At 70.4% G+C, this 20,608-nt stretch carries 23 protein-coding genes; 15 read left to right on the top strand and 8 right to left on the bottom strand.

The annotated features are described in order from the left end of the window. Positions 1-512: 512 nt before the first annotated feature. From ACIRQP_RS35130 to ACIRQP_RS35095, 8 genes are all read right to left on the bottom strand, one after another. Positions 513-959, bottom strand: coding sequence for a hypothetical protein (locus tag ACIRQP_RS35130; protein ID WP_403897768.1), 447 nt, complete (start codon positions 957-959; stop codon positions 513-515). A 61-nt stretch (positions 960-1,020) separates the two neighbouring features. Then, positions 1,021-1,368, bottom strand: coding sequence for an SH3 domain-containing protein (locus ACIRQP_RS35125; protein ID WP_403897765.1), 348 nt, complete (start codon positions 1,366-1,368; stop codon positions 1,021-1,023). A gap of 210 nt (positions 1,369-1,578) precedes the next feature. Next, a complete protein-coding gene (locus ACIRQP_RS35120; RefSeq protein ID WP_403897763.1) occupies positions 1,579-2,301 on the bottom strand; it encodes a hypothetical protein in 723 nt (240 codons plus the stop codon). A 60-nt stretch (positions 2,302-2,361) separates the two neighbouring features. Further along, the gene (locus ACIRQP_RS35115; protein WP_403897760.1) at positions 2,362-3,054 is read right to left on the bottom strand and encodes a hypothetical protein; all 693 of its coding nucleotides are present in this window, start codon (positions 3,052-3,054) and stop codon (positions 2,362-2,364) included. Between the two features lie 240 nt (positions 3,055-3,294). Next, on the bottom strand, positions 3,295-3,921 hold the full coding sequence (locus ACIRQP_RS35110) for a DUF3631 domain-containing protein (RefSeq protein ID WP_403897757.1): 627 nt from the start codon (positions 3,919-3,921) through the stop codon (positions 3,295-3,297). Further along, entirely contained in the window at positions 3,918-4,397 is a 480-nt protein-coding gene (locus ACIRQP_RS35105) for a hypothetical protein (RefSeq protein ID WP_403897754.1), read from the bottom strand. Before ACIRQP_RS35105 ends, ACIRQP_RS35110 begins: the two co-directional genes overlap by 4 nt. Beyond that, a complete protein-coding gene (locus tag ACIRQP_RS35100; RefSeq protein WP_403897751.1) occupies positions 4,394-5,041 on the bottom strand; it encodes a DUF4913 domain-containing protein in 648 nt (215 codons plus the stop codon). Before ACIRQP_RS35100 ends, ACIRQP_RS35105 begins: the two co-directional genes overlap by 4 nt. 170 nt (positions 5,042-5,211) lie before the next feature. Further along, complete coding sequence (locus ACIRQP_RS35095; protein ID WP_403897748.1) at positions 5,212-5,967, bottom strand: DNA-methyltransferase; 756 nt, start codon at positions 5,965-5,967, stop codon at positions 5,212-5,214. A gap of 533 nt (positions 5,968-6,500) precedes the next feature. Between ACIRQP_RS35095 and ACIRQP_RS35090 the strand changes: the two genes are divergently transcribed. From ACIRQP_RS35090 to ACIRQP_RS35020, 15 genes are all read left to right on the top strand, one after another. Further along, the gene (locus ACIRQP_RS35090; RefSeq protein ID WP_403897746.1) at positions 6,501-7,616 is read left to right on the top strand and encodes a C40 family peptidase; all 1,116 of its coding nucleotides are present in this window, start codon (positions 6,501-6,503) and stop codon (positions 7,614-7,616) included. A 117-nt stretch (positions 7,617-7,733) separates the two neighbouring features. Further along, positions 7,734-8,048: a DUF6112 family protein gene (locus tag ACIRQP_RS35085; protein ID WP_403897818.1), complete on the top strand. Its 315-nt coding sequence runs from the start codon at positions 7,734-7,736 to the stop codon at positions 8,046-8,048. After that, positions 8,045-8,731 (top strand): hypothetical protein, encoded by a 687-nt coding sequence (locus ACIRQP_RS35080; RefSeq protein ID WP_403897744.1) that lies wholly within the window; start codon positions 8,045-8,047, stop codon positions 8,729-8,731. The genes ACIRQP_RS35085 and ACIRQP_RS35080 overlap by 4 nt, the downstream gene beginning before the upstream one ends. A 33-nt stretch (positions 8,732-8,764) precedes the next feature. Next, positions 8,765-10,138 carry an ATP-binding protein gene (locus tag ACIRQP_RS35075; RefSeq protein ID WP_403897741.1) on the top strand — a complete coding sequence of 458 codons (1,374 nt, stop codon included), beginning with the start codon at positions 8,765-8,767 and terminating at the stop codon, positions 10,136-10,138. 93 nt (positions 10,139-10,231) lie between these two features. Continuing rightward, complete coding sequence (locus tag ACIRQP_RS35070; protein WP_403897738.1) at positions 10,232-11,695, top strand: SCO6880 family protein; 1,464 nt, start codon at positions 10,232-10,234, stop codon at positions 11,693-11,695. A 46-nt stretch (positions 11,696-11,741) separates the two neighbouring features. Then, on the top strand, positions 11,742-12,212 hold the full coding sequence (locus ACIRQP_RS35065) for a DUF6238 family protein (protein WP_403897735.1): 471 nt from the start codon (positions 11,742-11,744) through the stop codon (positions 12,210-12,212). A gap of 31 nt (positions 12,213-12,243) precedes the next feature. Next, complete coding sequence (locus tag ACIRQP_RS35060; protein ID WP_403897732.1) at positions 12,244-13,758, top strand: ATP-binding protein; 1,515 nt, start codon at positions 12,244-12,246, stop codon at positions 13,756-13,758. 65 nt (positions 13,759-13,823) lie between these two features. Next, on the top strand, positions 13,824-14,591 hold the full coding sequence (locus ACIRQP_RS35055; RefSeq protein WP_403897729.1) for a hypothetical protein: 768 nt from the start codon (positions 13,824-13,826) through the stop codon (positions 14,589-14,591). Positions 14,592-14,651: 60 nt separating this feature from the next. Further along, positions 14,652-15,161, top strand: a complete 510-nt coding sequence (locus ACIRQP_RS35050) for a hypothetical protein (RefSeq protein ID WP_403897726.1) — start codon at positions 14,652-14,654, stop codon at positions 15,159-15,161. A 111-nt stretch (positions 15,162-15,272) separates the two neighbouring features. Then, entirely contained in the window at positions 15,273-16,061 is a 789-nt protein-coding gene (locus ACIRQP_RS35045) for a hypothetical protein (protein ID WP_403897723.1), read from the top strand. Positions 16,062-16,534: 473 nt separating this feature from the next. Further along, positions 16,535-17,110, top strand: coding sequence for a hypothetical protein (locus ACIRQP_RS35040; protein WP_403897721.1), 576 nt, complete (start codon positions 16,535-16,537; stop codon positions 17,108-17,110). A 25-nt stretch (positions 17,111-17,135) separates the two neighbouring features. Continuing rightward, entirely contained in the window at positions 17,136-17,657 is a 522-nt protein-coding gene (locus tag ACIRQP_RS35035; protein WP_403897718.1) for a hypothetical protein, read from the top strand. Between the two features lie 165 nt (positions 17,658-17,822). After that, complete coding sequence (locus ACIRQP_RS35030) at positions 17,823-18,248, top strand: hypothetical protein (protein WP_403897716.1); 426 nt, start codon at positions 17,823-17,825, stop codon at positions 18,246-18,248. 67 nt (positions 18,249-18,315) lie between these two features. Then, positions 18,316-19,365 (top strand): hypothetical protein, encoded by a 1,050-nt coding sequence (locus tag ACIRQP_RS35025; protein WP_403897713.1) that lies wholly within the window; start codon positions 18,316-18,318, stop codon positions 19,363-19,365. A gap of 58 nt (positions 19,366-19,423) precedes the next feature. Continuing rightward, positions 19,424-20,599, top strand: a complete 1,176-nt coding sequence (locus ACIRQP_RS35020) for a hypothetical protein (RefSeq protein ID WP_403897710.1) — start codon at positions 19,424-19,426, stop codon at positions 20,597-20,599. The last annotated feature ends 9 nt before the right edge of the window (positions 20,600-20,608 follow it).

Genomic DNA, 20,608 nt, shown 5'->3' with positions numbered 1-20,608 from the left:
GCCGGCTCGTTATCGGGGGGGGCGGGGGCGGCCCCCCCCCCCGGGGGGGGGGGGGCCCCCCGGGGGGGGGGGGCGGGGGGCCGCGCCCCCCCCCCCCCCCCCCCGGGGGCCCCCCCCCGCGGCCGGGGTGGCGGTGATCTGGGACTGGGTGAACCGGACCGGCCGGGACGTGGCGACGGCCGCCGGTGCGGGCATGGTGCGCAGCACCTCGCCCAGGGCGGCGGTGTACTGGTCCCGGGCGGTGAGTGCCGCCTGCAGCCACTGAGTGTCGAACCGCAGGTCGTCCGCGGACAGGTCGCCCATATCACGGTCGGCGGAGGTGGCTTGATGGATCTGGTCGCGGGCCTGGGCGGCCCGTTCCTCGGCCACGGCCAGGAAGGAGCGCAGCTCCAGCGCCCGTAGCAGGGCCGCGGACGCCTTCGGCCCGTTTGCCGTCTCGTACAGGTCGACGACGGGGGCCCCGAAGGCTTCTTCGATGCGGCTGTCCTGGCTGGTGGGCTTCGCGCTCACGCTCACCGGGACACCCCGCGAGGTGTGACGGGAGCCGTCGTCGTGGTGGGGCGTGCGGGCGGACACGTCTGGAGTGCCGGTCCCCGGCCGGCTGCCGGAGCGGGACCGCGCCCCGCACCGCGGCCGGGCGGGTCGAGGAGGAAGGTGACGACCATGGCCCGGCCGTCGCGCACGGCGACAGCGGCATTCACCTGATGCGCGAGATCCATGACCGGGTCGTCGAGTTCACCGGGCCGGGTGCCGAGCGCGGTCACGAGTGCGTCCTCGGCCCGCTCCAGTATCTTCTGGGCCTCGCCGAGCAGACCGTAGCGGTGCACGACCTCCGTGGCCTGGCTATGGGCGTCCGGGGCAGCCGCGACAGCCCGCCGCAACTCCGCGACACTCATGACGAACCGGTTCTCGATCTGCTCGGTGATGACGCCCATGACGTCGTCCGCGCCGTCAGACACAGCGAATTCCCTTCACTCACAGACAATTAGCGGGGCAGGCGGCTGATTGCCGGGGAACGGGTCAGTCGAGGCACATTCGGACGTCGCGGTAGACGTAGGTACCGGACACCCAGCCCTTTACGCCGGTCGTGCGGTCGGTGATGTAGTGCCAGTTGCCACTGGTCTTGTGGACGGTGAACTTATGGCCCTTGTAGAGGATTCCGAGACTGGTGGACTTCGTGGTGGCCTTGGAGTGGATCGTGACGGCCTGCGTGCCGATCACCCACGGCCCCGGCCGTTCACACGGCTGGGCGACCGCGGCAGGCACGGCGGCCGGAGTGGATGCGGCACTGGCCGAGGAAGCCGAGAACAGGGGAACGGACAGTGCGCCGATAACGGCGGCACAGACGGCGATACGGGATGAGCGCATAGGGGGATTGGCCTCCAAGCCAATGAGGAAATGCGGAAAGTAGCCCCGGGCGGATGCCGCGCGGGCTATTCAAGAGTGCGGAGAATCCCCGGTTTCGCTAACCGGGAAAGTGCTGCTATGGTCCGGCCGGAACGCGCCGTCGAATGGCTGCGCCAGCCCAGGCCACAGGGCCTGGTAAGAGCCGGACCGGACCCATTGCGTGCGGCAGTGTCAGCGCCTCCGGCCACGCTGCGGTTGAACGGGCGCGGGGCGCGCCGGTGCGGCCGGCGGCTGGGTGCGGTGCGCGGAAGGTGCCATCGGCAGGGGGATGTTCTCGCCCGACCAGCGCCTGTCCCACCATTCCGTCGCGGCCTCGAACGTGGGAAACACGCCCTCGCGCAGGGTGTGTGTCCAGGCGGCGGTGTCGGTCTCCTCCAGCAGCACACGGAACGGCTGCGGGGAACGCTCGTCAATGGCGCGCAGGAGCACCGTGGTCTGCGGGGTCTCGGACGTGTCGTCGGTGTAGCTGGTCAGGGAGGCGAAGTGATCGCCATCCGTCATCAGCCGCTCTTCGAGGGCCCGGGTGGTCTCGTCCGCCGGCGTCGTGCCTCTGTCGCCCGGCAGGCGGATGCTGTCCTGGGGACAGCCGCGGGCGATCAGCCAGGACTGCGCCATGGCCGGCAGCGGCAGCGTCGCGCGGTCGAAACTGAACGTGTGTGTATCGGGATCACGCTGGACGTGGAGAGCCACAATCTGCGGTTCGCCGGGGTGCCCCCAGGTCGCGGTCCGGTCGTGCAGGACGTAGTAGCCGTGCCGGTCGTCCGCGGAGTCATGCACGGCCAGCGGCGTGAACATGTCCTCGTTGATCCAGACGGCGTGCCAGAACTGCTCTCGGACACGGTCGTTGACGGGCTTATAGCCGTCGAGGCGGAGATCCAGGTCGTCTTGTGACATGGAGCCTTTCAGGCCGAAACGGCAAAGCAGCCGTGCCGGCAGGGATGTGGGTGTTGGTGATCAACGGCGGGGGCGGGAGGCGGCGGGCCAGGCTCCGGCCCGCTGCGCCGGGGCCGGGGCCGCGGTGCCGGGGCGGCGCGAGCCGCTCAGCGTGGTCCGGCCCGCGTCGGTGAGAGTGACGGGCTGCCCGGCATGGAGGGGATGCGAGGTGTCACGCTCGACCAGTCCGGCCGTTTCCAGCCGGTCGAGGGTGGACGGCACAAGACGCTCCCCGGACGCGGTGACAAGCGACAACCGCCCGGTGAGCAAGTGCTGGTGGAGGTTCGCGCCGCGGGCGATGGCAAGCAGGGCGGCGAAGTCGGGAGCCGACAGTTGCACGTCCCCGTGCGTGGTCTGCGTCGTGGCGGCTGCTTCGACCGGGTCCAGAGCGGTGCGGACCTTCGCCTCACGCTCGTCGCGGGTGGCAGCGGCCTCCTCCAGTTGGCCGACGGTGCGGTCGATGCGTGTGAACAGCGCCGCGTCGACCGGGTATTCGCCGGACGCCAGACGGTGCAGCAGCGTGCGGTAGAAGGTGACGGACGTCTCCGCTTGCACCAGATCACGGTGAGCATCGACCAGACGGGCGCGCGGCTCGTCGAGAATCTCACGGTCGCGTTGCTTCCACAGCGTGTCGATGCTGTGGCCGACCGCCGCCTCGATGCGGTGATCGAGGGACGTCAACGCCTTCTGCGCCTGCGCGGGGGTGGAGGGCATGGGTGAGAGAACGCTCCTTGGGGGTGAGGGGCATTCGGCCGACGGTCAGCACCTCCAGCGCGGCACGGGGCGGCGTTGTACGGGTGTGGGGCTGCGCTGTACCGATACCGTGACGCTGTCGGGGTGTCGGTGACCTGCGGATCCGGGCCGCCGACGCCCCGCCCCACAACTGGGCGAAGGGCCCTGGGCTGCGAGGGCGGGGCCGCCGCCACCTGTGGATGGCGGAAAGCGAGGTGATGGTCAGGAGGAGTGGTCCGGCAGCGCGGCAACCAGGCTGCTGCGCAGATAGGACTTCAACTGGCCTTCGCCGAAGCGGCTGTTGCGCGGGCGTGCCCCGTACGGGGCCAGGAGCCGGGCGAGGCGGAGCGGGGTGAGTTCGGCGTATGCCCAGCGTCCCTCGGCAAGGCCCGGAAGATGGCGCAGGCGGTCGGTGAGTTCGGCCGAGGCCATGGCCTCCGGATCGCCGGCCGTGGCGAACATGTCGAGGCAGGCGTGGACGATCGTTGCCGGCGGGCAATCACCGGGACAGCACAGGAAGTCACCGTCCCCGCCGAAATGCTCGTCGCAATCCTCGGCGGAGTTGTCGGCTTCGGGGTCCGCGCAGCAGCATGCCATGGACAGGAGGCGGCTGAGTTCGGCTCCGGCAGCGAGGCGTTCGACGAGCAGGTCGACGAGCCTCTCCAGCTGGTCGGCGGCGCCGGCATCGTCGCTGGGGTGGCGCTCTGCCCAGGCGACGAGCTGCCGGTCCAGAGCCCGTACGTCGGCGTAGGTGTCCAGCAGGGCGCGGTGCTGGGGGTTTTCGGGCCGGGGATCACTGTCGAGCAGGGTGGTGGTGAGAGCGTCGAGGAGCGAGGGGAACGTCGTCAACGGGCGGGGCCCTTCGGGGTCTGGAAAGCGGCGGGGTGGGGCAGGCCGGGTGCAGTGTGTGACGGCGGGCCCGGTTTCGGGATGGTGGGTTGAGTGGTCAGCTGCGGCGAGCGGGAGCGGGCGGCGTGAGTACGCGCGCTCAGCGGCCGGCGGGTCATACCCAGGCGCGCGGCCACCGTGTCGTACACGTCGTTACGCGCCCGGGGTCGCACGGCCACGATGTGGATCTCGGTGGTGTGGACCGCGTGGGCGGGGGCCGGGCGCTGGGCGTAGACGATGCGCCAGTCCTTGCGGGCATCGACGTGGAGCTTGCGGTAGCCGGACAGGTCACCGGTGAGCTTGCCGCCGAACACGTCGGCGTTCACGACGTCCTGCAGTTTGGCGAGAGCCAGGTCGCGAATGTCCTGCGGAGCGGCCAACAGGTCCCCCAGCGCCCGCGGGTCGAAGCTGAGGCCGAAAGCCGGCCGGCCGGTCACAGCGTGACCTCGTCCGCCTCGCCGTTCTCCTCCGCCACCTCGGACACGGAGGTGGAGGCGGTGGACCGTGCCGAGGGCTGCGGGCCCGGCAGCCGGCGGTGGGCGGGCCGGTCAGGTGAGGTCATGCACGCCGACAGCGGCCCGCCCGGGGCCCGGACCGCGGCCATGGCGTGCGTGAGGAAATCGCGGTGCCACACGAACATGCCGGACAGCCCGGCTTCGGGGTCCTTGTGCTGCTGGTAGGCCATCCACAGGGCGTGCAGCCAGGCGACGACATCGTCGTGGTCCTGCCACTGCTCGCACCAGGGCGCCGCGGTGGTGACCTCCGCCCCGTAGACGTCCATCAAGTGGCCGTCCACCCAGTCGGTCAGGGCGTCAAGTTCGTTCTCGTACTCCTCACCGTCCAGCTCCAGGATCGGGAGGGGGTCCGGGGGCGCCGGCTGCTGTGGCATGCCCCCGAGCCCCGGTATACCGAAGGCCGGGAAGCCCGGCGGCGGTGCGGTGGCGAGACTGTCGAGCTGCCGGGCCTGGTCGGCGGACCGCTCCATGAGCCTGCGCACGCTCGCCTCGATACCGTCGAGATCGGAATCCGGAAGCCGGATCGGTTCCATTTCCCCGTCGCGGGGATCGATGGATTCAGGCATGGAAATAGGGGCTCCTTGCAGCCGCAGCCGTGAGTGGGGAGTACGGCTTCAACGATCCGCGGATTCCCCGGTTTGGCCAACCGGGGAACCGCTGCTACAAAGCCCCCCGCCCGGCGCGGGCGTGCATACCGACGGCGGATAGACGCCCGCGCCGGTCAGCGGCAGGCGGTCTAGGCTGACAGGGTGAAGTCGTCCTGGCTGAGGGTCTGTTGCAAAGATGCGGTGAGGCGGTCGGCGGCGATCTCCGCGTAGTGCTTCGTCTTCTCGACGCCGATGAAGTCCCGGCCTTCCAGCAGGGCCGCCACCCCGGTGGAGCCGGAGCCGGCGCAGAAGTCGAGCACCGTGCCGTTGTCCGGGCAGATCTTGACCAGTTCGCGCATCACCTCGACGGGCTTTTGTGTGATGTGCTGCCGGTTCTTGCCCGAGGGCTGGGAGGCGCTGTAGAGGCCGGGCAGGTAGACCGGGTTGCGGGAGGCGTCGATCGGGCCCTGGCTGGCCCAGATGATGAACTCGCAGTTCTGGGTGAAGCGGCTCTTCTGCGGCCTGGCCTGCGGCTTGTGCCAGGCCAGCACGCCGCGCCACAGCCAGCCGGCGGCCTGGATGGCGTCCGTGGTGACCGGCAGCTGGCGCCAGTCGGTGAACAGCAGCGCGGTGCCGCCGGTCTTCGTGGCGCGGTGTGCTTCGGTCATGATCTGCGTCAGCCAGAAGCCGTAGGAGCGCTGATCCATGTTCTCGCCGGTGAAGTCCGGCAGGTCATGTCCGGCATCGGCGGAGGTGTATTTCTGGCGGGCACTGCGGCTCGTGCGTTCCTTCGCGGTCCGGCCGCCCGAGTTGTACGGCGGGTCGGTGATGACGGAGTCGACGCAGTCGTCCGGCAGACCGGAAAGGACGCTCAGCGCGTCGCCCTGATGGAGGGAAAAAGGCAAAAGGGGTACCTCAATGGGTCGGGAGAAGCGGTGGGGGTGAAACGCTCCGGATTGCACGTGATCCCCTGCCGACGGGATACGGGCGTGGCGAAGCCACTGCTGCAGGGCAAGGGGTGCGAGGGGGAGGAACCAAAAGTGTAAGGGCGGATCCCCGGTTGACTGCTATCGCGGCCGGGAACCTCACCGGGCCAGAGCGTTAATCACTGACTTTTAGGTCAACCGGGGATCCGCCCTTATTGTTTTGGAAGTGCCCGGCGGACACCGCCGATGGCCCATCCCCCGCCCTGCCCCTCGTGGAGGTTTCTCCTGCCCTGGCACCCCTGCCCCACCGCCCCGACATGGGTGCGAGCGGCAACTCGCATCCCTCGCGGCTCGATTCACCCACCGCCGGCCGCCGCGCCCTTTCCACGAGTGCGCATGCGCGACGGCCGGCACTTCACGTCGAAGGACACCCCTGCTGTGACACTGCCCTGCCCCTCCCTGCCGGAACACCGGCCGCCGGCCGACCGCGAGCCGCAGGGAGGCGTCCCGGGTTGAAGTGGATAGCCGCCGGTATCGGCGTCGTCTTCCTCTCCCCCTTCCTCCTCGGCGGCACGGCCATGATGCTGGCCTCCTCCACCGAAGCCGCCCAGAACAGCGGACAATTCGGCAACTGCCTCAACGGCGTTGACACGGACGCCGTCACCCAAGCGGTCAGCGAGATCCTCGACGGCGCGGACGGCAAGAGCGTGCATATCGAGGGCCTCACGCTGCCCGCCGAGCAGATCCCCAACGCGCAGACCATCGTCGCCACCGGCATCAGCCTCGACGTGCCCCAGCGCGGCCAGATCATCGCGCTGGCCACCGCGATGCAGGAATCACGTCTGCGCAACCTCGGCTCCGGAGACCGCGACAGCCTCGGACTGTTCCAGCAGCGGCCCTCCCAGGGCTGGGGCACCGCACAGCAGATCCGCGACCCGCTCTACGCGAGCGAGAAGTTCTACAGGACTCTGCTGACCGTGCCCGGCTGGCAGCAGCTGACCGTCACCCAGGCCGCCCAAGCCGTACAGAAATCCGGCTTCCCCGACGCATACGCGCAGTGGGAGAACCTGGCGACAGCCCTGCAGAAAGCCATCGCCGCAACGTTCCCGACCAAGCCCGGCGAGGATGCCGGAACGGAACCCGGGACAGGAATCTCCGGATGCGCCCCGGGTGAGGACGGCTCGGGATTCGGACGTATCCCCGAGGGCACCGTGCCGAAGGGATACACGATCCCCAAGAACGCTCCGGCGAAGGCGCGCAGCGCCATCAATTGGGCGATGCACCAGCTCGGCACCCTGTACCAGTGGGGCGGCAGCTGCACCAACGCGCACGGCCCCGACCCGATGGGCCGGTGCGACTGCAGCTCGCTGATGCAGCAGGCATACGCCCACGCCGGCATCACACTGACCCGCACCACCTACACCCAGATCAACGAGGGCACAGCGGTCTCGCCAAAGTCCCTCCAGCCCGGTGACCTGATCTTCAGCCGAGGCAGCGCCGCACGCCCCGAACACGTGGGCATGTACATGGGGTCCGGGCTGGTCATCGAGGCGCCGCGCACTTCCAAACCGGTCCGGATCACGCCGATCAAGGACTGGGACGTTCTCGCCGCGCGCCGCGTGCTCTAGCACCACCACCCGCCACGCCCCCTGTGCCCGCCGTACCTGGGCGCCGCCCCCCTTCTTCCCTGTTCTTTCCTGTCCCGCCGGCCCCTTCTCCGGGCTGCGCATGCAAGGAGTTCCGTCATACCTATGTCGCTCGCAGACCGCGTGGTCTACCTCGCCTATGACCCGGGGATCTCGCCCAAGGGCGGTGGCCTGCCCGGACTGTCCGTACTGAAGAATGTCGTCAACTCGATCAACCTGTTCGGGATCGTCGCCGTCGTCGGCGCGCTCGCCGTTTCCCTCGCGGTGTGGGCCTGGGGCCACCACACCGGCGGTCACCAGGCCGAGGCCAACGGGAAAAAGGGCGCGACCGTGGCCGCCGGCGCCGCACTCGGTCTCGGCGCGGCCAACGGGATCGTCGCGTTCTTCAGCACGCTGGGGTCGCAGATCCAGTGACGCAGAAACGCTTCCCCTCCCTGGCGGACTACGGGGCGGGCTGGTCGGCCAACCGCCGGATCCTCATCGTCGCGATCACCGTCGCCGCCCTGGTCGCCGTCGCCGGCACCGTCGCATGGTTCACCGGCCGCAGCGACCAGCACCACACCCCCAGCGCCCCACCCGCCACGAGCAGTACCTCACCCAGCGGATCCGCGCCCGCGCCAACTCCGTCCGGTTCCGGTTCGGTGCCCGGGCCACCGCCGATCTCCGAGCCCGTCGCTTACGCCAAGGCCGCAGCTTCGATGCTCTGGTCCTACGACACCCGCGACACCAGCCGTGACCAGCACCTGTCCGGCATGCGGGCGTGGATGACGACGGAGAGCGAGTACACCGACTGGACGTCCGTCTCCGCCCAGGTCCCCGACCCGGTGCTCTGGTCGCGGATGGCCGACCAGGACCAGCACGCCAGCGCGTCCGTCACCGAAGGCCACTACCCCTCCGCGTTCAAGCAGGCCCTCGCCGACGACCCGTCCGCGATCACCGAGGCGTACATCTACGCGGTCACCGTCAACGGCACCCAGCAGATCACCTGGAAGGACGGGAGCGGCGGCGCTGAGGACCGGGCCGTGACGCTCGCCGTGCAGTGCCGGCCCGACCACGACTGCACTCTCGCCGCCATCGCACCCCGCGTCGTGCCCTGACCCGACCCCGACGAATAGGAGGAACAACTCCCCGTGGGTTTCTGTGACTTCCCCCTCGCGGAAGCGCTGTGCACGGTCGGCGACGCGGTCGACTTCGCGTCCAATCCCGGCCAGGCGATCGGTGACTGGATGGCCAAGAGCACCGGCGAACTCGCCGCCGCCGCCGCTGACCTCGCCGCCATCGCCGTCGACTCCACCACCCATATCGACCTGAACGCCGGATGGTTCCGCGACAACTACGAAACTCTTCTGCCGATCGGCCTGGTGGTCCTGGTCGGTACCTTCTGCGCCCAGCTCATCCGGGCCGCCGTCAAACGCGACGGCCAGGCCCTCACCCAGGCTTTCACCGGCACCATATCCGGCGTCCTGTTCGCCTTCTGCGCCATCGCCCTGACCACCGTCGCCATCGAAGTGGTCGACGCCCTCTCCGCCGGCCTGTTCACAGCCGCGAGCCTCGACATCGAGACGGCGGTACGCCGCATCGTCAAGGTCTCCCAGATCGGGGCCCTGTCCGGCCTGGGCTGGCTGGTGCCCACCTTCGCCAGCCTCGGCGCAGCCCTCGGAGCATTGCTGTATTGGTGCGTGATGATGGTCCGCAAGGTCGGCATCCTCGTCCTGGTCACCCTGGCGGTCTTCGCCGGGGCGGGCGGTGGCTGGGAGATGGCCCGCCGGTGGCGCAGGGGCTGGGCCGAGGCGACCGCCACCCTCGTGGTCTCCAAGCTGCTGATGACCATCATCTTCGTGCTCGGTGTCGCCGCGATGGGCGAGACGGAGTCCAAGGACGGACTCGCCGCGCTCGCCGATGTCATGGCGGGCATCGTCATCATGATTCTGGTCCTTCTGTGTCCCTTCGCGACGTTCAAGTTCGTGCACTGGGCTGCGGAGGGCTCGGACGGCGAGACGCTCCACCGGGCCGGCGGAGCCGGTGCGCAGATCGCCCGGCAGCACGCGGAGAGGGCCGGGCGCAAGGCAGCCTCCATGGCGGCCACCGCCGGCAGCGGAGGCCCGGCCGCCGCAGCGGGCGGCGCCCCGCAAGGCCCCGCCGGACCCGGCGGCACGGTCCCCGGCCATCTCGCCTCCCACCCCTCCGGCGGTGGAGCCAGCCAGGGCGGCCAGGACGACGGCGGCTCCGGGATGTCGCCCGGCGGTGACGCTGTCAAGTCCGGCCTGGCCAAGGCTGTGCACCCTCCACCGACCAGCCCGAACTCCGACACCGCCGGACAGTTCGGCGCAGGTCCCGACGGCAACGGATCCGGCAACGGAACGGGGCACGGCGGCGGATGGATGAGCCCGCCGGTCTCCGGCGACTCAGCTCCCCCGCCCCAGGGCGCCCCGCCGGCTGCTCCGCACACAGGCGCCGATGGCGGAGGTTCCGGCACCGCGCCGCCGTCACCAACCGGCCTGTGACCCAGCCCCTTTCCCGGGCGGGAGGCACCGCTGCACCAGGCGCTGCCTTCCGCCCCGACCACCGCCCCGCTCGCGCTTCATCGGAAACGGTCCATGTCTCTCTCCGTCACCCCTCTCACGGTCAAATTCCCGCACAGGTCCCGGCGCGGCATCCTGCTCGGGCTGTCGCTCGCCCAGCTCGTCCTCGTCTCCTGCGCTCTGGCGTTGCTGCTGGTCATGGTCGTCAGCACCGGCCTCCTCGGGGCTATTGCTCTGGCACCCCTGTGGGCTGCGGTCGCCGCTGTGGTGGCGGTCCGGCGCCACGGCCGGTCGCTGGTCGACTGGGCTCCCATCGTCATCCGGTACACGCGGCGCCGCCACGGCGGGCAGACGCTGTGGCTTGCCCGGCCGGTGTCCCGGCCACGGCAGGACGGCCTGTTGCACCTGCCCGGCACCACCGCCTCTCTGCGCGTGGTCACACCGGACGGATCCCAGGCCGCCGCCGTGCACGACCCGCACCACCAGACCCTGACCGCCGTCGCCCGCGTCTCCTCCCGCGCCTTCGCCCTGCTCGATCCCGCTACCCAGAACCATCATGTGAGCGGATGGGGCAGAGCCCTCGCCAGCCTCGCCCGGACCGGGCACATCGCCAGCGTGCAGGTCCTGGAACGCACCGTCCCCGACTCCGGTGACACCCTCGCCCGGCACTGGGCCCAGCAGGGCCGGCCCGAAACGCCCGTAGCCGGCCAGATCTACACCGACCTCGTCGCCTCCGCCGGACCCGCCGCCGCACCCCACGAGGCATACCTGGCCATCAGCCTGGACCTCAAGGCCGCCAAACGCCTCATCAGCCAGGCCAGCGGCGGTCTCCCTGGCGCCTTCACCGTCATGGAGCAGACCACCACCTCCCTCGCCCAGGCCGCACGCAGCGCGGGACTGATGGTGACCGGCTGGCTGACCGCACGCGAGATCGCCGCCGTGATCCGCACCGCCTACGACCCCGCCGCGCTCGCCGCACTGCAGCAGTGGTCGCCGTCCGGCCGGGCCGAGGCCGACCCCGCCGCCGCCGGACCCGTGGTCCAGGTCGAGGAGTACGACCGCCTGGCCACCGACTCCGCCCGGCACGCCACCTACTGGGTCGAGGACTGGCCCCGCACCGAAACCACCGCCGGCTTCCTCCACGGGGTGATGTATACCGCCGGAGTACGGCGCAGCCTGTCCCTCGTCTATGTGCCGCAGGGCCTGGAGTCCGCGCTGCGAGACGTGCAGCGCAAGAAGGCCGCCATCATCGCCGACGCCAACGAACGCGCGAGGCGCGGACAGGTCGACTCCGAGGCCGACTCCGTCGAATACGCCGACGTCAAGATCCGTGAGCGGCAGCTGATCGCCGGCCACGCCGACATCGCGCTGACAGGACTGATCACCGTGTCCGCAGAGAGCGACGCGCTGCTCGATGCCGCGTGCGCGCAGATCGAAACCGCCGCCGGCACCGCCCAAGTCGACCTGAGGCGCCTGATCTTTCAGCAGCCCGAAGCCTTCACCCTGGGCGCCCTGCCCCTGGCCCGCACCACCCTGTGACCAGGGCCGACATCCTTGCCGCACGGGCAGGAAGGACATTCCCCTTTTGACTTCTCCCCCCGCCGTCGGCGACGCGCACCCCTATCTGAGGGCCGCCAGCGCCGGCGTCCGCCACCACACCCGCGCACACGCCCCGGATGCCGGCACATCACCCGCGCCGGCGGACCGTGTCCACCTCGACGTACTGCACACCCATCTCACACTGCTCCATCAGCTCCTCGACCAGGTCGCCGACGCCACCCGGCCGCCCCACCCCGCTGCGGGCCGGCATCTGGCCATGGCGCATGCCCGGCTGTGGCAGGCGGCCACCTCGGTGCACGACGCCTTCCACCTCACGCCCGCATCACCCGACGACGCTGACGCAACCCAGTGCCATCCCGAGCGGCTGCCGGAGGGGCCGCCGGTCTTGACCATCTGCCAGCGCCACCTCGCCTCCGGCCACGCGATCCGCCGCAAGACCACCCCGGCCGACCTCAACACCCCGCTCCACGGCCACACCACCACCTGCGCCCGATGAGCGGAACCCCCCGCCGAAACGAGCCCCCGCGATGACCCACCGGCCCACACGCCGCGCCCGCCGCGCCTCCGCCTCACCCCTGTTCACACCGCACGGCACCAACCGCGCCAGCCGAAAAGCCGCCCGCCGCCAGCTCGCCGAAGCCACCGCCAAAGCACGCGCCAAAACCCTTGCACAGCAAGACGGAGCCGAGCCCACCGATCAGGAAACCCCGCCCGCCCTCTTCCCGCCCGGCGGGCGTCCCGGGCCGGCCTCCGCCCGCGGCAGCAGGCTGCGGCTGCCCGCTCACCGCATGACCACCGCCGTCGCGGCCGGGGCCTACCCCTTCCTCGCTGAAGGCGGACTCGGCGCCGAAGGCATGTACGTCGGCCGCGACGTCCACGCCGAAGCAAGCTTCTGCTTCGACCCCTTCGCCCTCTACGGCAAGGTCGAAGGCTTCACCAACCCGAATGTCCTGCTGGCAGGGGTCATCGGGCAAGGGAAGTCCGCGCTCGCGAAATCCTTCGCCCTGCGCTCCGTGGCCTTCGGATACCGCGTGTATGTCCCCTGCGACCCGAAGGGCGAGTGGACGCCCGTCGCCACCGCGCTCGGCGGCACCTCCATCGCCCTCGGCCCCGGCCTGCCCGGCAAGCTGAACCCACTGGACGCGGCGCCCCGACCCGACTCGGTTTCGGAGACCGACTGGACGAGCGAGATCCGCAAGCGGCGCCTGCTGCTCCTCGGCTCCCTGGCCCGCACCGTCCTTGGACGCGACCTGATGCCGATGGAACACACCGCCCTCGACGTTGCCCTCGACACCGTCGTCACCCACGCCGCAGCGAGCAACCGCGTGCCGCTGCTCGGCGACATCGCCGCCACCCTCAACCACCCCGACCAGCTCGATGCGGCCGGCGGCATCATGTCGGGACGCCTGGGCGACGCCGCACGCGACCTCGCCCACGCCATGCGCCGCCTCGTCCACGGCGACCTCGCCGGCATGTTCGACGCACCCAGCACCGTGGCCTTCGACCCCAACTCGCCGATGCTCACCATCGACCTGTCCCAGCTCGGCGGAGCCGGCGACGACACCGCCCTCGTCCTCGCCATGACCTGCGCGTCCGCATGGATGGAATCCGCACTGACCGACCCGAACGGCGGCCGGCGCTGGATCGTCTACGACGAAGCCTGGCGCCTCATGCGCCACCCCGGCCTCCTCCAGCGCATGCAGTCCCAGTGGAAACTCTCCCGCGGCATGGGCATCGCCAACCTCATGGTCATCCACCGGCTCTCCGATCTCCTCACCGCCGGTGACGCCGGATCCCGCGGACGCGCCCTCGCCGAGGGCCTCCTGGCCGACTGCTCGACCCGCATCGTCTACCGGCAGGAGACCGACCAGCTCCACGCCGCCGCCGCGCTGCTCGGCCTGACCTCCGTGGAGACCCAGGCCATCGCGCACCTCAACCGAGGCCGAGGGCTCTGGAAGGTCGCCGGACGGTCCTTCATCGTGCAGCACCTCCTCCACCCGCACGAGGCCACACTCTTCGACACCGACGCCCGCATGCACTGACAGCCCAAGATTCCGTCCGAAGTCTGCCGCCACCTGTGCCTTTCCCTCCGCCCCCCAGGGAACCCATGCCGCCACCCCGCGCCGACCTGTCCGCCTTCGCCACTGCTCTGGCCGCCCGCCTCCCCGGGGACTGGACCAGCGAATACCACCGCCACGCCGCCTACGAGGACCAGTTCCCGATCATCGACCGGCTCTGGGACATCGGCCACGTCGACTACATAGTCAGCCAGTACGTCCTGGTCCACGACGCCGTGCTGTACGGCCCCGACGACCAGGCACTGTACATAGCCGACCGGCCCCTGCGCCCCCGCCAGTTCGTCGTGGCCCCGCTCGAACCCCACGGCGACACGATCAAGCCCCACCACTTCGTGGGCGTCGAGGAACCGAACGGCATCGCCGTGCCCAACGATCCCGCACGTGCCGCAGCCCAGCTCGTCCAACGCCTCCTTCCCCGCTACGAGGACGCCCGGCGCACAGTGCGCCACAACGCCCAGCGCCAGCCCGAGCCCCCTCACCGCAAGGGCCCGCCGCAGGTCGCGCAGGTCGTCACGCTGACCCAGTACAAAGACGGGGCGCTCGGCGCGCCGTACGAAAGCGTGCCGCCAGAGGCACACACCACGCTGTACCTCTACGGATTCCAGTACCTGCCGCATCAGGCCGCTTTCCTCCTGCCCTCCGCGTACGGCGAGGCCGGTCGAGCTCTGCGCGTCTATGCCATGGCCCAGGAGCTCGCGGCACGGGGCATCGGTGTGAATCTGCGCCACGCCGCCCCGAGCACGAGCCCGGCCCTGTCGACCGCGCCGCGGAAGGCCGCCCATGCACATCACCGCTGACGGTGTCTTCCCTGACTCACCTGTCTTACGGAGTACCCCCTGCTCTTCGCCTACGACGACATGGGCCAGCTGCACGGGCTGGCCGAGCGGATCCATAACGTGGCCGACGAACTGCCGCTCACCGACTCGCGGTACACACGCAGCGACGACCTCGACGAACTCGACGAGCGCGTGCGCGACATCGCCGGGCTGGTCACGCATCTGACGACCGCCGCCGCCTTCGAAGACCGGTCGGTGAACAGCGGCCAGGGCCCGTCGGCCGACGTCACCCGGTACAAAGTCGCGGCGCTGACGCACACGGTGCGCGCCCTGGCACAGGCCCTGGCCCATCTCGGTGAAGCCGTCTCCCAGGCCGGTCGCCTGCACCGACTCGACGCCCTGCCCCGCTCCGCGGAACGCAGCAAGGCACAGCAATCCGCGCGTAACGCCGTCAACGAGCGAATCGACAGCACCCGGCGCGACCTCAACGAGGCGGGCCGACAGTTGCACCACGCCGCCAACCGGCTCACCGCGCGGCAGGGCACCACGACACCTCCGCCCCTGCCCAGGCAGAGTCCACGCACCCGGTGACCGCCCCATCCGCGCCACCATTCGGCAAGACGCCCCCGCTGACCCTCACGATCCGAAAGCTGCGCTGTGCTGTACCTAGGCACGCCCTCGGGGCCTGACATACGAGCCGCGATGAGCGCCGGACTGATCGGCTGCATGACCACCCCGGCGCAAGGCAGCGTGATTCCGCCCGCCGCCGAATACGCCTGCGACAACGGCAAGTTCGGCCAAGGCTGGCCCGGTCACGATGCGTGGTACACGTGGCTGGAGCGCACGGTCGAGCGGTACGGCCCTGGCCGGTGTCTGTGGGCGGTCGCTCCCGATATCCCCTTCGACGCGGCCGGCACGCTCGCCGAGTCCCTTCCATGGCTTTCCCGTATCCGCACCCTAGGTATTCCGGCCGCGTTCGCCGCGCAGGACGGATGCGATCTTCTCGGTCTGCCCTGGGACGATTTCGACGTCTTGTTCCTGGCCGGATCCACCGAGTGGAAAATCGGCGCCGCCGCCGAGCGACTCGCCCGCGAGGCGAAGGCACACGGCAAGGGCGTTCACATGGGCCGCGTCAACTCCCTGCGCAGGATGGGTATCGCCGAATGGTTCGGCTGCGACAGCGCTGACGGCACCTATCTCGCTTTCGGGCCGGACAAGAACCTGCCCCGTCTCCTTCGCTGGGTCGACGAACTCGACCGCCGCCCCTCCCTGTTCGGAGCCGTACACGCAGATACCCGCGCCACCGACCACACGGCCGTAGACACACCGCCCAGTCCACGCCCCCATCCCGAACCCCGCCCTGGAGCCCCCTGCCTACCAACGAGAACACGCCGCCCGGTCCGGACGGCCACTACATCCACGGCCACGCGGTCCTCCATCTCACCGACCAGCTCAACGCCTCCGAGTCGTACGAGCAGGCCGCAGCACTGACCGACCAGGTCCTGCATCCGACTGACGGCCTGCTGGAACGCCTCGCGGACTTCTTCGAAGCCGCAGCCGAGAAAGCCAAGGAATCCGAACACGAAGACGACCTGCACTACGACTTCGAGGACGCGGCAGCATCCCTGCGTGGCCTCGGCGAAGACCTGCACGCGGCCGTCGACCGGATGCGCGCCCTCGGTCCGGCACCGCGCCCCAACTGGCAGGCACAGGTCGCCACCGACTACGGCACCGCCGTAACGGCACCGCCTCCGCAACCCGCGTCACCCGCCGCCGGCCCCGGCCACTCACGCTGACCCCTCACGACCACGGATCCCGGGCCCCCAGCCCCGGCACCGACCTCGCTGACCTTGCCACGGTCGTGGCCGAGCGCCTGCCCGGCACCTGGACGAGCGCCCGCCATCAGCATGCCCAATACCAGGACCAGTTCCCCTTCGCGCCACCGTCCCTATGGAGTCCGTCCTTTGTCCACCGACGTCGCCAACCCCGACCACCTGCTCCGCCTCGCCGGACGCGTCTCCAGATACGCCTGGCGGCTTCCCGAGCCGCCTGCGCACGCGGACGACATCGTCACTCAGCACATCGAAGACCGGATCGCCTCACTCGGTGACCTGCTCACGAGCCTGGCGTACGAACTCTCCTATCGACGCGGTGAAGCAGCCCGGTTCCCCCACCGGCACACCCAGGTCCACCGCCGCGGCACCGCCGCTCTGGCCCGCGCCGCCCGCCCCATCGGCCACGCCCTCGCAGACCTCGGCGCAGTCGTGGAACAGCTCGGCTTCCTCCACGAGATCTCCGAGTACACACCGACCGCGGAGCACGCCGACGCCATCCGCTCCGCGCGCGAGGTCATGGGCGACCACCTCGACAGCGCCCGCTCCCACCTTGACGCCGCCGCTCAGCAACTCACACAGGACGCCCGCCGCCTTCTGGACCCGCCCGGGGACCGCGGACTCAAACGCTGCGCGGCTTCGAGCCAAACCCCCGCTGCCGCCTCCCGCCCTACGGCGGCACCGCGTTCGCCCTCACAGACCCGCTAACGGCCCGCCGATTCAGAGAGTCCCCATGTACATGTACAACCCCGATTTCGACCTGTACGACAACGCCGGCCGCACCACCGAACAGAGCCACGCCTACAACACCAACAGCCCCACCAGCGACGACCTCCACCGCTGGGCCGCCCACGACGCACAGGAATTCACCGACTCCCTTGCCATGGCCGCAGCCGGGCAGAGCATCACCGCCTGGACCGACCAGATACCGAACGCCCGCAGCGCCGCGGAATTCCAGGCCGTCACCGAAGCGGTCCTCAGCCACGAGCACGGCGCCCTGGGAGCGCTGCACCAGTTCCTGGAATCGGCCGCCGAGTGGTGCGACCGCAACGAAGAACCGGACATCGCCCGCCGCTACCGCGCCCGCGCAAGCCGCCTGGCCGAACTCGGCGATCAACTCGCCTACCTCGGCGAAGACCATCTCGCCCACACCTACAGCCCCACGTCAGCAGCAGCCCCTACAGCACCAACCAGCACCGCCTGCGCGCCACCACCCCCGACCACGGGTACACCGCTGCGTCGCCCGCCCCGCTGACCACCCGCCGAAGGAGACCACCCCCTGTCGACCCGATCATTCATCGCCCGCCCCACGACCACCGGCTACGAGGGAATCTACGTTCACCTCGACGGGGTACCCAGCCACCATCTCCCGCTGCTGCTGACCGCCTACCAGTACCGTTTCGGCCGCGACCTCGACGCCATGAGCCGGCACCTCATCGACACCGTGACCATCGCCTGGGACGAACTGGGCACCGACCTTCTCGACGGCGCGCCCGACGACCTGCTCACCGCGCTGACCGGCGGCCAACAGTGGCCCAGCACGACGCTGGACAACCTGATCCCCCCGGACGGTTCGCCCCCGAGCCGCATGGCCGTCACCGACGAAACCGCCATCGCGCAGGACATGCAGTGGGGCTACATCCTGTACCCGTCCGGCGTCGAAGTCATCAGCCTCACGGAAGAAAAGCACGGCCCCCTGGTGAGGTGGGATACCGACCCCCGTACCCGGTTCAGTGACCATCCCGGTCTGTGGAGTCCCGCCCGCCCGGCGCCGACCACCGCGCCCGCCGCAGGCTGCGCAGCTCCCGCGACACCTGCCAAGCCGACGCGGGCATCCCGCAGGTGACACCGCCTGCGCCCGCCCGCCACTCACCGTCCCCCGTGGCCGGGCGCTGACCCGAAAGCTCCTGTTCATGACCTCCGCACAGATCATCCTGCTTCTCAGCCGCGCGGACGACAGCATCGTCGCCCTGCCCCGCGGCACCGGCCGTCCCTGGGCAGAAACTGCCCTGGATCTGGCCGGATTCACCCGGCAGTACGGCGGCATCCGCACCCTCCCGCTCACCGACACCGCCGCCGCACGCGAGGCCCTGGCCCACCTCACCCAGACCGCGAGAGACTGCCAGACCCAGATCACCACCAGCAACCGCGCCTACCTGGGCGACGTCGCCTCCGCCATCTCAGGCAGCCTGCCCGGAGCCTGGAAAGTGACCACCGAGAACTTCACAATGCCCGATGTGCAACAGGGCCTCGTCTCCTGGCTCTGGGGCTCGGAGAACAAACTGGCCACTGCCATAACGCAGTACGGGGTGCCCTACGGTGCTGTCCTGAGCGACCAGAGGGGCGCGGAGTTCCTCCTGATCGAGCGGCCCGGGGCGGAAGGCTGGTATCTGCTCGGTGCCCTCGTGCCGGACGCCGACTACATCGACCTCCCGGTGCCGGCGCCGTGCACCATCGCGGCGCCCACCCTACAGACGGCCTCGGTGGCGATGCGGACCGTGCTGCTGCCCGCGTATGAACAGGCAGTTCGCCTGGTACACCTGCACGAGGCCGAGGAAGACCTGGCCTGGGTACAGGAAACCTTCGAGCCCGGCACCGTGATCGAGCCGTACCCCTTTCACCTCGCTGCCAAGCTGGAGCAGTTCCTGAAACGTGCGCCCGGGTTCATCAGCGCCATCCGGCATCCCGACGCCCCAGTCCTCGCCCCGCCGCAGGCGGCGTTCCTCGACTCGTTCGAAGACGCCCTGAACGCGGCCCGGTCCGGCCCCGACCAGGCCCTCCGCAGCAGCCCCAACACAATGGCGCTGTGGCTGGACAACGGCGCGCAGCTCATCGAACTTGCCAGAGCGATCCGCGCGCCCATCGGTCCCTCCGCGCCGTCGGCACCGGCACGCCCGGGCGTGCGCACGGCCGCCCCGCCCCCGCCGCCCGCTGCCGACACTGCTGCCACTCACCGCCGATAGCCCGCCACCCACGCTCTCGAGGCACTGTCTTCCGCCTCCGCTCACCGCCAGGACTTCCATGCCCGCACCCCCGTCCGCACAGATCACCCTCTGCTTCAGCCGCGCCACCGGCATCGTTGCCATCGCATCCGGGGAGCAATACCGCTGGGCGCAGACCGCGCTCGCCGGATCCCGGTTCCAGCGTCGCGACAACGGTACGTACACACTGCCGCTGGACGATCCGGAGACCGCCCGTACCACCCTCACCGGCCTGGTCCGCTCGGCCGAGCGCCACCAGAGCACGGTGGCCACCAGCAGCCGCCGCTTCATCGGCGACATCGCCGGCGATCTCGTCGCACAGCTCCCCGGCCAGTGGAACGCGACAGTCGAGGTCTACAGCCACCCCCTGTGGCAGGAGGAGGACCTCGTGCCATGGCTGTGGGACAGCGGCGAACTCACCCAGGCCGCGCAGAGCGCCCGCGTCCCCTACGCCGCGCGGCTCAGCGACGGAGCGGACATCAACCTGCTCCTCATCGAACGACCGGGCCACGACCAGGGGTATGTGATCGGCGCGTTCGCCCCCGAGGGATTCGACGACAACTACGAGGAGCCCAACGCCCCGCGCAGCATCGTCGTCCCCGCATCCCCTGGGCTGGCCGCCCGCGCCGTCACCGGGCGCTTTCTGCCCGCCTACCAGCGGGCGCTGCACGCCCGGCGCGTCACCGAGTTCGCCTCCGCGCTCTGCCACGTCCGCGCCGAGCACGAGACCTGGCAGGCGATCCGCGCATCCGGCCGTTTCAGCGACGCCACCCCGCTTGCCACGGACGGCCTCGCCGCGGCGAGCGAAGCCTTCCAGGACAACGCCTGGTACCACTTCCGTGACTTCCTCACCCATGGCCCCATCCTGCTGGAGCACTGCCGTCCGGCCGGCACACCCTGGCCCGAGGACACCGCGGCGCTGGAGCGCCTGCGCGCCGCTGTGCAGGAGGGCCAGGCCACACTGGAGTGGTGGAATGGCCAGCTCACAGGACTACGCGAGACCCCGGCTGCCCTGCCTGCCGACAGCCCCACCGCCGCCAAGCGGACGCGCAACGAACGGGTGTGGCCGGCGGTCGAAACGTGGCTCGCCGATGGCGAGGCCCTCATCCGCCAGGCGAAGGCCGCCGCACCCGCGCCACAGAGCCCGGCCCCGCTCACGCCTGCGACGGCGCCTGCGGCCCTCCCGCCATCCCACCGGGCCACGCCGCACCGCTGACTTCTGTAC

Source organism: Streptomyces sp. NPDC102274 (assembly GCF_044766385.1).
In the GTDB taxonomy this organism is placed as follows: Bacteria; Actinomycetota; Actinomycetes; order Streptomycetales; family Streptomycetaceae; genus Streptomyces.
Note: the sequence above shows the minus strand (reverse complement) of the source record. Positions and strands in the feature narration are given on the sequence as shown.